Origin of the sequence: Tolumonas auensis DSM 9187 (assembly GCF_000023065.1) — a bacterium.
Lineage (GTDB): Bacteria > Pseudomonadota > Gammaproteobacteria > Enterobacterales > Aeromonadaceae > Tolumonas > Tolumonas auensis.
In genome coordinates this window covers 3,179,346-3,191,133 of sequence record NC_012691.1, presented here as the reverse complement: position 1 = coordinate 3,191,133, position 11,788 = coordinate 3,179,346, and the positions used below count along the sequence as shown (strand labels likewise).

9 protein-coding genes, 5 tRNA genes and 1 riboswitch are annotated in these 11,788 nt (G+C 54.1%); of the genes, 12 read left to right on the top strand and 2 right to left on the bottom strand.

All coding sequences use genetic code 11. From position 1 onward, the window contains the following. Positions 1-9: 9 nt before the first annotated feature. Positions 10-1,131 (bottom strand): efflux RND transporter periplasmic adaptor subunit, encoded by a 1,122-nt coding sequence (locus TOLA_RS14915; RefSeq protein WP_015879945.1) that lies wholly within the window; start codon positions 1,129-1,131, stop codon positions 10-12. Positions 1,132-1,172: 41 nt separating this feature from the next. Beyond that, positions 1,173-1,739 carry a TetR/AcrR family transcriptional regulator gene (locus TOLA_RS14910; RefSeq protein ID WP_171804919.1) on the bottom strand — a complete coding sequence of 189 codons (567 nt, stop codon included), beginning with the start codon at positions 1,737-1,739 and terminating at the stop codon, positions 1,173-1,175. A 214-nt stretch (positions 1,740-1,953) separates the two neighbouring features. Here TOLA_RS14910 and TOLA_RS14905 point away from each other — a divergent pair. The 12 genes from TOLA_RS14905 to uca all read left to right on the top strand — a co-directional run bounded on the left by TOLA_RS14905 (position 1,954) and on the right by uca (position 11,786). Further along, positions 1,954-2,030: transfer RNA gene (locus tag TOLA_RS14905), tRNA-Arg, on the top strand. 41 nt (positions 2,031-2,071) lie between these two features. After that, a tRNA-His gene (locus tag TOLA_RS14900) sits at positions 2,072-2,147 on the top strand. A 24-nt stretch (positions 2,148-2,171) separates the two neighbouring features. Next, positions 2,172-2,256: transfer RNA gene (locus TOLA_RS14895), tRNA-Leu, on the top strand. A gap of 24 nt (positions 2,257-2,280) precedes the next feature. Beyond that, positions 2,281-2,357, top strand: a tRNA-Pro gene (locus TOLA_RS14890). A gap of 151 nt (positions 2,358-2,508) precedes the next feature. Next, positions 2,509-3,201: an HAD family hydrolase gene (locus TOLA_RS14885; RefSeq protein ID WP_015879943.1), complete on the top strand. Its 693-nt coding sequence runs from the start codon at positions 2,509-2,511 to the stop codon at positions 3,199-3,201. A gap of 173 nt (positions 3,202-3,374) precedes the next feature. After that, a tRNA-Pro gene (locus TOLA_RS14880) sits at positions 3,375-3,451 on the top strand. Between the two features lie 350 nt (positions 3,452-3,801). Continuing rightward, positions 3,802-3,907: riboswitch (guanidine-I (ykkC/yxkD leader) on the top strand. Positions 3,908-3,964: 57 nt separating this feature from the next. Beyond that, the gene (locus tag TOLA_RS14875; protein ID WP_015879942.1) at positions 3,965-5,041 is read left to right on the top strand and encodes a putative urea ABC transporter substrate-binding protein; all 1,077 of its coding nucleotides are present in this window, start codon (positions 3,965-3,967) and stop codon (positions 5,039-5,041) included. 24 nt (positions 5,042-5,065) lie between these two features. Beyond that, positions 5,066-5,896, top strand: a complete 831-nt coding sequence (locus TOLA_RS14870) for an ABC transporter permease (RefSeq protein ID WP_015879941.1) — start codon at positions 5,066-5,068, stop codon at positions 5,894-5,896. Then, complete coding sequence (locus TOLA_RS14865) at positions 5,893-6,696, top strand: ABC transporter ATP-binding protein (RefSeq protein WP_015879940.1); 804 nt, start codon at positions 5,893-5,895, stop codon at positions 6,694-6,696. The genes TOLA_RS14870 and TOLA_RS14865 overlap by 4 nt, the downstream gene beginning before the upstream one ends. A 1-nt stretch (position 6,697) precedes the next feature. After that, positions 6,698-7,420, top strand: a complete 723-nt coding sequence (locus TOLA_RS14860; protein ID WP_015879939.1) for an urea amidolyase associated protein UAAP1 — start codon at positions 6,698-6,700, stop codon at positions 7,418-7,420. Between the two features lie 10 nt (positions 7,421-7,430). Beyond that, complete coding sequence (locus tag TOLA_RS14855) at positions 7,431-8,069, top strand: urea amidolyase associated protein UAAP2 (protein WP_015879938.1); 639 nt, start codon at positions 7,431-7,433, stop codon at positions 8,067-8,069. Between the two features lie 114 nt (positions 8,070-8,183). Next, the gene (gene uca, locus TOLA_RS14850) at positions 8,184-11,786 is read left to right on the top strand and encodes an urea carboxylase (protein WP_015879937.1); all 3,603 of its coding nucleotides are present in this window, start codon (positions 8,184-8,186) and stop codon (positions 11,784-11,786) included. The last annotated feature ends 2 nt before the right edge of the window (positions 11,787-11,788 follow it).

Below are 11,788 nucleotides of genomic sequence, written 5' to 3'. Positions count from 1 at the left end.
TCGGCTCCGTTACAGTGCAGGAACAGTAGCCGGTTTCGCCAGTGTGTTATCTTCCACTGCCTTGACCTGACTGCCGTTGGATAAACGGATTTGGCCGGAAGTGACCACCACGTCACCGGCTTTCAGACCACTCAGTACATGAGCGACCTCCGCTTCACGTTCACCGACATTCACGACGACCTGTTTCGCGATGTTCACCGGCTGACCCTTGGCGTCTTTACCCTGTTCCACGACATACACGGTCTGGCCGTAGAGGGTAAAGTTAATGGCCGTCTGAGGAACAATGATCTGCTCTCGGATCACCGGCAGCAGCACCTGAACTTTGGCGTACATACCGGAACGCAGCAGCCCTTCCGCATTCGGGATCGCAGCCTGGACTTCGATCACACCGGAGAGCTGTTTTACCGCCGGTTCAATCGCGGCAATCGTGCCTTTGAACGGACGTTGCGGATAGGCATCGACCATGATGTCCAGTTGCTGGCCGACTTTGATTTTTGCCAGTTCGGTCTGCGCAACCGTAAAGCGGATCTTCATCACTGAGGTGTCTTCCAGTCGTACGATGTTATCGCCCGCTTTCAGATACTGACCCAGAAACACATTGCGTAAACCGACCTGACCATTGAACGGTGCGCGGATGGTCATACGATCAATCGTGGCCTGCAGCGCATCAATCTGCCCTTGCAGTGCCAGATACTCGGCCTGCGCATCATCCAGATTGCCTTTGGAGACTCCGCCTTTGGTATACAGGCTGCGCATGCGTTCATAATTGGCCTTTGCTGCCGGCAGCTTGCCTTGCGAACTCTTCAGATTGGCTCGTTCGACATCGGTATTCAGTGACAGCAGCAGTGTGCCTTTTTTCACCTGCTCACCCGATTCAAAAGAAAGCTTATCCACGGTGCCGGCAATCTGCGTGCTGATATCCAGCCCCTGATTGGGTTCAATAAAGCCAATCGCCTCCAGTGTTGGCGACCAGTCGCTGCCTTCCACGGTCAGCGTCGTTACCGGAAAGACCGGTGCCGGCTTGCTGGCCATCTCTTTACCCTTCTGGGCAAAGTTATAGAAGTTAAAACCGATGACACTGCCGAACAGCAACAGCGCAACCAGTATCATAATGACCATCCACTTTTTCATTCTGCTCTCCGTTATTGTGTTTTCTGATGGGACGGCAGGGATCATTCCGCCAGAATGGCACGCCAGCTGGCCCGGATCAGTTGCTCTTCCAGTTCCGGCGTCATCTCAAAAGGGGTTACCCTTTGAGTTTGTGAAATACTTAATACGGAACCCAGGCTCAAATAGCCCAACATACACGGCGGCATGTTGCGTAAAAGACCGCTTTCAATGCCATCCTGATAGAACTGTTCTACCGGTTTCCATTGTTCATCCGCCCAGAGGCGGTCATCTTCGTTATAAAACGGCGAACGTTCATAGAGATCTTTAAAGTGCACCAGATTCTGTTTTTCTTTCAGCTCGTGATACGCGTTTAGCCAGAAACTCCGATACCGTTCGAAAGGTGCCAGCGCCGGGTCATAACCTTTCAGCAGACAACCCAGCATATCGGTGACGGCCCGGCGATAGATGGTGCGGATAAGCCCCTCTTTGCTGGCGAAGTGCAGATAGACGGTGCCTGCCGCGATACCGGCTGCCTTGGCAATCATCTGCATTGAGGTGCCATGAAAGCCATGGCTAATAAATAACTGCTCAGCATGAGCCATGATTAATTCAGGTTTTTCCAGCGCCATATTCACACCCATAAAAAATGAATGAACGTTCATTCAGTTAATTGAGTGTAAATTGATTTACGGTCAGATCAAGCTTTGCCGACCGAAAACTGAGCAACAAATATCCGGATTGCGCGGGGATTGGACAGAGTTGCAGCAACTGAACATTTTTTTATTAAAATTGCTGGACATGTTTTTCATCAGACCTTAATATTCGCCCCGTCTTGAGGACAAGGCGCCCGTAGCTCAGCTGGATAGAGCGTTGGCCTCCGGAGCCAAAGGTCTCAGGTTCGAATCCTGTCGGGCGCACCAAGCGTTGATAGATTCAACTGAGAAGTTCCAAGATAGCAATGGTGGCTATAGCTCAGTTGGTAGAGCCCTGGATTGTGATTCCAGTTGTCGTGGGTTCGAGCCCCATTAGCCACCCCAGATTTAAAAGTAAAGAATAGTGATGCGAAGGTGGCGGAATTGGTAGACGCGCTAGCTTCAGGTGTTAGTGCCTTCGGGTGTGAGGGTTCGAGTCCCTCCTTTCGCACCAATCTTTACTAAAGAGTTACAAAATCGGTGATTAGCGCAGCCCGGTAGCGCATCTGGTTTGGGACCAGAGGGTCAAAGGTTCGAATCCTTTATCACCGACCACATTCAGAAAACCCCGCTTCGGCGGGGTTTTTGCTTTTCTGCGTTTTGAAATATTTCCTCTCCAATTTTTATCGCATCTCAGACGACGAAACTCTCCGTAGCTATGCTTTAATTAGCTATATCTTATTAATCCCGCTGGAGATATGAGTGCATGAATACATCGGCTGGACGTAAGCCGCTGAAGGCGATCTTCTTTGATTTTGACGGCACGCTGGTGAATTCGGAGCCGTTGCATTTTCAGATGTGGCAGCAGGTGTTAGCGGCCTATGGGGTTGGCTTAACCGTTGAGCAGTATAAAGAGCATTACGCGGGTGTGCCGACCACATTAAATGCCGAAGATATGGTAAGGCGGTTTGCTTTGCCGGTGCCGTACAATGTCATCTCGGATGCGAAAAAATCACTCACCCGGGCGGTCGTTGCGAGTGCGGGGTTTCCGTTAATGCCGGCGGTGCGGGACATACTGGCGCATTTTTCCGGCCATGATCTGAAGCTGGGAATTGTGACGGGGGCCGCCAGACGCAATGTGGATGTGACATTACGGGTGCATGCCTTGCATGACTATTTTTCGGTGATTGTGTCCGGGGAGGATATCAGCCGGAACAAACCGGCGCCGGATTGTTACCTGCTGGCCATGGCGCAACTGGGGATTACCCCGGCCGAATGTCTGACGTTTGAAGATACGGAATCTGGTGTCAGGGCGGCTGCTTCGGCGGGCGTGGCGTGTCTGGCGGTACCGACTCCCATGTCTGCGCACCACGATTTTTCGACTGCCGAGGGCGTCTTTGCCTCATTACAGGAGGCCTCGGCCTGGGTGGATACAACGTTTCTGACCGGCACCAAATAACGGCCACACGTCCGTGGCGATGGATAAATTGCCGCATTCTATGGTCATCATATGATAATAAAGTGTGCATTGAATGGTAAATGCACGCGAATTGGTGTCAAATTGAGCAATCAGTCAGAACGGCGTTATCTTTGATTTCCCTTTTATAGTGTTGGTGGCATAATGCACGCATTCGGTGATTAGCGCAGCCCGGTAGCGCATCTGGTTTGGGACCAGAGGGTCAAAGGTTCGAATCCTTTATCACCGACCATCTTCAGAAAACCCCGCTTCGGCGGGGTTTTTGCTTTTCCGGCGTCCGGAAAATTTCATCATCTATTCCCTGAGCGAAGCGGGTCAGCGATGCCTGTGCCGATAATCGTTCTATCTTTCTTTGCCGTATGACTTTGCTTGCCTGGTGGTCCTTTCTGGGGCCCAGAATTGGTGCGATTCGGGTCAATTAATCCTTACTTTTGTCAGTAATGATCCAAAAAGGGATTTGTTTGGGTGTTTTTTGTCGAAAAAATCATTTTCCGGAATTGGCGCATGACTTGCATCATTGTTAACCGAATACCGCACTTGATGATGATGGCGTGTTTGCGCTGACTTCTGTGCCACAACTTGTTAATGGATGACTAGGGTTCCGGCTTGGCAAACAATGCTTAAGTGACTGGTCCGAGAGTTATCGACCTTCCTGAAGGTTACACGGCGGGACAAAAACCCGGGAGACAGCGGCGCACAGCCATGATCTCTCGTATTTGACCAACGTGCTCCCAGGGAGGGAAACATGAAAAAATCTTCATTTGGCTCGTCATTCCGCAAATGGCTGTGTGTTGGCCTGTTGCCGGTCTTTTTATTCGGTTCTGTTCCTGCGTTTGCGAAAGAAAAATTCAAAGTTGCCTGGACGATTTATGCCGGCTGGATGCCCTGGGACTATGCGGCGCAAAGCGGTATTGTCAAAAAATGGGCGGATAAATACGACATTGAGATTGATGTCGTACAGGTCAACGACTACGTCGAATCGATCAACCAATATACCGCGGGTGGCTTTGATGGTTGCGTGATGACCAACATGGATGCGCTGACGATCCCGGCGGCCGGTGGCGTTGATTCTACCGCGCTGATCGTGGGTGATTATTCCAACGGCAATGACGGTATCGTACTGAAAGACAAAACCTCACTGAAAGATATTCAGGGTCAGTCGGTGAATCTGGTTGAACTGAGTGTGTCGCATTATCTGCTGGCGCGTGCGCTGGAAACGCAGGGGCTGAGCGAGAAGGATGTGACGGTCGTGAATACCTCGGATGCCGATCTGGTTTCCGCTTTTACTACACCGGATGTCACTGCAACAGTGACCTGGAACCCGCTGTTATCTGAAATCATGAAACAGCCGAATGCGAACAAAGTATTCGATTCCAGCCAGATCCCCGGTGAAATTCTTGATTTGATGGTGGTGAAAACCGACAAGCTGAAAGCGCACCCTGAGTTGGGTAAAGCGCTGACCGGTGCCTGGTATGAAATCATGGGTGTGATGTCGGGTTCGGATGCCAAAGCCAAAGAGGCGCGCACGCTGATGGCGAAAGCGGCCGGCACGGATCTGGCGGACTATGACTCGCAGCTGAAAGCGACGTTCATGTTCTATAAACCAGCGGATGCGGTGGCGCAGACTCAGAGCCCGAATCTGAAGCTGACCATGCAGCAGGTAGCGGAGTTTTCCTACAAGCACGGCCTGTTAGGTGACAGTGCACCGAATGCCGGTTTTGTCGGGGTGCAGACGCCAACCGGGATTTACGGTGACGCCAACAACGTGAAGCTGCGTTTTGATCCGACTTATATGCAGATGGCTGCCGACGGCAAGCTGTGATCTCAGGTTTTAAGGAGATAGGCGATGGCCCGACTCATTAATCGACAACCGGATCGCTTAGGTCGCTGGTTACTGGCACTGCTGCCGTTTGTGATTGTGCTGGTGCTTTATTTGCTGAATTCAGAAGCGCGTCTGGCGGTGAACCCGAATGACAAGCTGCTGCCTTCTTTTCCGGCGATCTTTGATTCGATTGCAAAAATGGCGTTCGAGCCGAGCCGTCGTACCGGGGAATACCTGCTGTGGGCCGATACGCTGTCCAGCCTGCGTCTGCTGCTGATGGGGGTCGGCATCAGTGCGCTGCTGGGGCTGAGTGTCGGCTTGCTGAATGGCGGCATTCCGCTGATCCGGATCCCTTTTTCACCGCTGGTCACGACTGTGTCGTTGATCCCGCCGATGGCGATCCTGCCGATTCTGTTCATTGTATTCGGACTCGGCGATCTGGCGAAGGTGATGCTGATTGTGATTGGCATCTGCCCGATCCTGATCCGTGATTTGCAGTTAAAAACACTGAGTCTGCCGGAAGAACAACTGATCAAGGCGCAGACACTGGGGGCGACCAGCTGGCAGATTTTGCTGCGCATGATGTTGCCGCAGGTGTTACCGCGTCTGTTTGAGGCGGTCCGTCTGACACTCGGCAGTGCCTGGCTGTTCCTGATTGCAGCGGAGGCGATTGCCGCGACGCAGGGGCTGGGCTACCGGATTTTCCTGGTGCGGCGTTACCTCGATATGTCGGTGATCCTGCCGTATGTGGTCTGGATCACGCTGCTGGCGTTTGCGATGGACTGGTTATTAAAAGTGACGGCCCGGAAAGCGTTCCCCTGGTATTTCGGTCGTAACGGGGAGGCACAGGGATGAGTATGCCAATCCTGCAGGCGAAAAACGTCTGGAAAGAATACGGCGATGTGTGTGTGCTGGAGCGCATCAACGTCTCCATCAATGCCGGTGAGTTTGTCACGGTGGTCGGTGCATCCGGTTGTGGCAAAAGCACCTTCCTGAAACTGGTGCTGGGCACCGAGAGTGTGTCGCGCGGCGAGTTGTTGCTGGATGGCAAACCGATCCCGCAGGAACCGGACGAGCATCGCGGCATCGTGTTCCAGAAGTATTCGGTGTTTCCGCATTTAACCGCACTCGGCAATGTGCTGCTGGCGGATGAGTTCGCGCAATCCAGATGGCTGGGCAAGTTGTTCGGTGCTGCAAAAAAGCAGGCGGAAGAGCGCGCGGTAGCGATGCTGGAACGGGTGGGCTTAGGTCATGCGTTACAGCGTTATCCGAGTGAACTGTCCGGCGGCATGCAACAACGGCTGGCGATTGCGCAGGCACTGATGAAAAAGCCGCGCATTCTGCTGCTGGATGAACCGTTCGGGGCGCTGGATCCCGGTATCCGCGCGGATATGCATCAGCTGATCCGTGAACTGTGGTTACAGCAGGGCTTAACCATTTTCATGGTGACGCACGATTTGAAAGAGGGATTTGCGCTGGGCAGCCGGTTGTGGGTGTTTGATAAAGCACGGCATGACCCGCAATCGCCGCAACGCTATGGCGCGCAAATTACCTATGACATTCCTTTACACGGTGGAAAGCTGAAAGCCGAAGATGCGCAACGCTTTTCACCGGAAGCACTCTTATCCTCAGAAAAAACAGAAGGGGAGCAATAACATGGCCGAATTACTGTATGAAGATGCACTGCCGGGTGGCAGTCACTGGTCGATGGTGATGCCGGCAGGGTCGCTGCTGAAAATCACCGATGTGGAAGGTGGCGCCAATGTCGGGATGCTGTTTTACAACCCGCGCAACCTGCTGGAGCGTTATAACGCGCCGGATACGCTGAAATGTCAGCACACCTTTAAACTGACGACCGGGCATTGTCTGTATTCCGATATGGGCCGCATTTTTTGCTCGGTTATTCAGGATGATACCGGCTGGATCGATACCGTGGCCGGTACCACCAACAAAGCCAAAATCGCGGCGCGCTGGGGCGATCGTGATTATCAGCATGAGCGCAATCTGTGGAAGCAGAACGGCTACGACAGCTTTCTGGTGGAAGTGGCGAAATACGGGCTAGGCGCGCGCGATCTGGCGGCGAACCTCAATCTGTTCAGCAAAGTGTTTACCGATGATGAAGGTAATCTGCAGTTTGCCGAAGGGCATTCCCAGGCTGGCAACACGATAACCCTGCGCTTTGAAATGGAAACGCTGGTGGTGTTTAACACCTGTCCGCATCCGATGAACCCGGCTGCTGACTATCCGCGCAAACCCATTCAGTACGGGGTGTATAAGGCGGATCCGGTGGCGGCGGATGATATCTGCCGCATGTCCCGTCCGGAAAATGGCCGTGGTTTTGAAAATACCCGTCGTTATGTTTGCTGTGCCGGTCACTAAGGAGCCATTCATGATCAAGGAAAGTCTGTTAAACCCGGTTGATGTTGCCTATCGCGAAACGGTGCGGGCGGGGGATTACTGGATGAAAGTGGTAAAAGCCGGCCAGACCATCCGCATTGTCGATTCGGAAGGTAATCAGGCGGCGGACACACTGTTTTACTCAGCGGCTAACCCGGCCGAGCGTTACAGCGCGGTGGATACCATCCGTGAGCAGGGCAATGTCTATCTGACGACAGGTTCTGTATTGATGACCAACGAAGGCCATCCGATGCTGGAGATTGTCGCCGATACCTGCGGTCGTCACGACACACTGGGCGGTGCCTGTGCCACCGAGAGTAATCAGGTGCGTTACGATCTGGGCAAAAAACACATGCATGCCTGCCGCGACAGCTGGTTGCTGGCGGTGACCGAAAATCCGGAATTCGGCATGAGCAAACGCGACATCACCCATAACATCAACTTCTTCATGAACGTGCCGATCACCGCGGATGGTGGTTTGAGCTTTGCCGACGGTATCAGTGCGCCGGGTAAATATGTCGAGCTGAAAGCATTGATGGATGTGATTGTGCTGATTTCCAACTGTCCGCAGCTGAACAACCCGTGTAATGCCTACAACCCGACCCCGGTTGACGTGCTGGTCTGGAATTAACTAGCCAAAAGATTTGAGCGCAAGGACGACCTTGAGCCGCTCCCTGATTTTTTGCGGGACGACCCGAAGTCTGACGGAAGATACCTTCCGGCAGCATTGAACAGAGTTAAACTTATGTTCAGTAAAGTATTGATTGCCAACCGCGGCGCGATTGCCTGCCGAATTATCCGCACCCTGAAAAGCATGGGTGTTACCTCTGTAGCGGTATATAGCGAAGCCGATGCGGACAGCCGTCATGTGTTAGACGCTGACGAAGCCTGGTCACTCGGTGAAGGTGCTGCCGCACAAACCTATCTCGCGCAAAACAAACTCATCGCCATTGCCAGACAGACCGGCGCGCAGGCCATTCATCCCGGTTATGGTTTCCTCAGTGAAAACCCGGATTTTGCCCGTCGTTGTGTCGAGGAAGGGCTGGTGTTTTTAGGCCCGACCCCGGAGCAGATGGTGGCGTTTGGTCTGAAACACGAAGCGCGGGCGCTGGCGGAAGCGGCACAGGTGCCGTTATTGCCGGGCACCGGTTTGTTGTCATCATTGGATGATGCGTTAGTTGAAGCGGCACGCATTGGTTATCCGGTGATGCTGAAAAGTACCGCCGGTGGTGGTGGTATTGGTATGCAGCGCTGCTTTTCTGCGGAAGAGCTGACGTCAGCGTATGCATCGGTCAAACGGCTGTCGGAAAACAACTTCAGCAACGGCGGCATGTTCCTCGAAAAGTTTATCGAAAATGCCCGTCATATCGAAGTACAGATGTTTGGTGATGGTCAGGGTAAGGTGATTGCCATTGGTGAACGTGACTGCTCCGCCCAGCGCCGTAACCAGAAAGTGATTGAAGAGTGTCCGGCGCCGAACCTCTCCGACGACGTGCGTCAGGCATTACAAGCGACCGCGGTGCAACTGGGTCAGCAGGTGTGCTACCGCAGTGCCGGTACCGTGGAATATGTCTATGACGACCTCAGTGGCCAGTTCTATTTTCTCGAAGTAAACACCCGCTTGCAGGTCGAGCACGGTGTTACCGAGCAGGTGTATGGCGTGGATCTGGTGCGCTGGATGATTGAACTGGGCGCCGGTGAACTGGCACCACTGGATAGTCTGGCGAAAGATCTGACGCCGAAAGGGCATGCCATTCAGGTGCGGTTGTATGCCGAAGATCCGGCGAAGAATTTCCGTCCGAGTGCCGGGCTGATCAGTCATGTCAGCTTTCCAGAGCAGGATCGCAAAACCTGCCGTATCGATCACTGGCTGGATGCCGGTCTGGAAGTGCCGCCGTTCTTTGATCCAATGCTGGCAAAACTGATTGCCTGGTCGGCAGATCGTGAGCAGACCATTCAGCAACTGAGCGCTATGCTGCAGCACAGCGAAGTTTACGGCATCGAAACCAACCGTGATTATCTGCTGGCGCTGCTGAGCAGTGAGGTGGTGCAGCAGGGCAAAGTGCTGACCCGCACCTTGAATGAATTCAGTTACACCCCGGCAACGATTGATGTGCTCTCCGGTGGCACGCAGACCACCATTCAGGATTTCCCCGGCCGCGTTGGTTACTGGGATATCGGCGTGCCGCCGTCCGGTCCGATGGATAACTGGTCGTTCCGTCTGGGCAACCGTTTACTGAAGAATGACGAAACCTGTGCCGGACTGGAAATTACCCTGTCCGGGCCGACACTGAAATTCAATACCGCCCGTCAGATCGTGCTCAGTGGTGCCGCTATCGACGCAAAACTTGATGGTGCACCTGTGCCGATGTGGCAGGTGGTCACGGTGCCGGCGGGCAGCACGTTGCAGCTGGGCAAAGTGGCGACTGCCGGGGCGCGCAGCTATCTGCTGCTGGCGGGCGGCATTGATTGTCCGGAATATCTGGGCAGCCGTTCCACCTTTACGCTGGGGCAGTTTGGCGGTCATGTCGGCCGCTCGCTTCAGGCCGGGGATGTGTTGCATCTGCCGGAACAGTCTGTACTGGTAGCAGAACAAAGCTTACCGACTGAACTGCAACCCGCGATTGCCAATCAGTGGGAACTCCGCGTCATTTACGGCCCGCACGGTGCGCCGGATTTTTTCACCGATAACGATATTACCGCCTTCTTCGCCACCGACTACGAGGTGCATTACAACTCCAGCCGGACCGGGGTGCGTCTGATTGGCCCGAAACCGGAGTGGGCACGCGCCGATGGTGGCGAGGCGGGATTACATCCGTCCAACCTGCACGACAACGCGTATGCCATCGGGACGGTGGATTTTACCGGCGATATGCCGGTTATCTTAGGGCCGGATGGCCCGAGTCTGGGCGGCTTTGTCTGTCCGGCCACCATTGTTAAAGCCGACCTGTGGAAGATGGGCCAGCTGAAAGCGGGCGATAAAGTGCGTTTCGTGCCGGTGTCGATTGCCGATGCCGAAAGACTGGAACGCGCCCAGCTGGCAGAACTGGACTCATTAACCGCACAACCGGTTACTGTTGAAATTGCACCGCCCACCACGCCGGTGCTGAAAATCCTGGCGGCGGAAAAATACGGTGAAAAAGTAGTGTATCGCCCGAGTGGTGATGATTATCTGCTGGTGGAATACGGCACGCAGGTGCTGGATATTCGCCTGCGTTTCCGTGCCCATGCGCTGATGCTGTGGCTGCAGGAAGCCGGTATTGCCGGGGTGCTGGAACTCACGCCGGGCATCCGTTCGCTGCAGATCCATTACGATAATCTGCAGTTACCATTGACGCGGTTACTGGAATTACTGGAACAGGCGGAAAGCGAGCTGACCGATATCGAGCAGATCAAAGTGCCGGCGCGTATCGTGCATCTGCCACTGTCGTGGGATGACGAAGCGACCCGGCTGGCGATCCGCAAATACGATGAGCTGGTGCGTAAAGATGCGCCGTGGTGCCCGTCGAATATCGAGTTTATCCGCCGCATTAACGGGCTCGACTCCATCGAACAGGTCAAAGAGATTGTCTTTAATGCCAACTATCTGGTGATGGGCTTGGGTGATGTCTATCTCGGTGCGCCGGTGGCAACACCACTCGATCCGCGGCATCGGCTGGTGACCACCAAATACAACCCGGCACGCACTTGGACCCCGGAAAATGCGGTCGGCATCGGCGGCGCGTACCTTTGCGTGTATGGCATGGAAGGGCCGGGCGGTTATCAGTTTGTCGGTCGCACGCTGCAGATGTGGAACCGCTATCGCCAGACTGCCGAATTCAGCCAGCCATGGCTGCTGCGCTTCTTCGATCAAATCAAATTCTATGAAGTCTCTGCGGAAGAGTTACTGAAAATCCGCCGTGATTTCCCGCGCGGGCGTTATCCGCTGAAGATAGAAGAAATCGAGTTCTCACTGGCCGATTATAACCAGCTGCTGGATGAACATGCGGATGAAATCCGGGTGGCGAAAGAACGCCAGCAAACCGCGTTTGAAGCCGAGCGTCAGCGCTGGATTGAAAGCGGTCAGGCCAACTTCAGTGCCGACGGCGACATGATGCTGGAAACCGGCGAAGAGGAAGAGCTGCCGGATCATCACAAGGCGGTGGAAAGTCTGGTCTCCGGTAACGTCTGGCAGATGCTGGTCAACGAAGGTGAGCAGGTCAAGGCCGGCCAGCCGTTGCTGATCATCGAATCGATGAAGATGGAAATTGAGGTGCTGGCACCGCATGCCGGTCTGGTGGTCAATGTCTGTCGTGAAGCCGGACAGCAGGTGCGCGCCGGACAACGTTTACTGGTACTGGAGGAATAAGC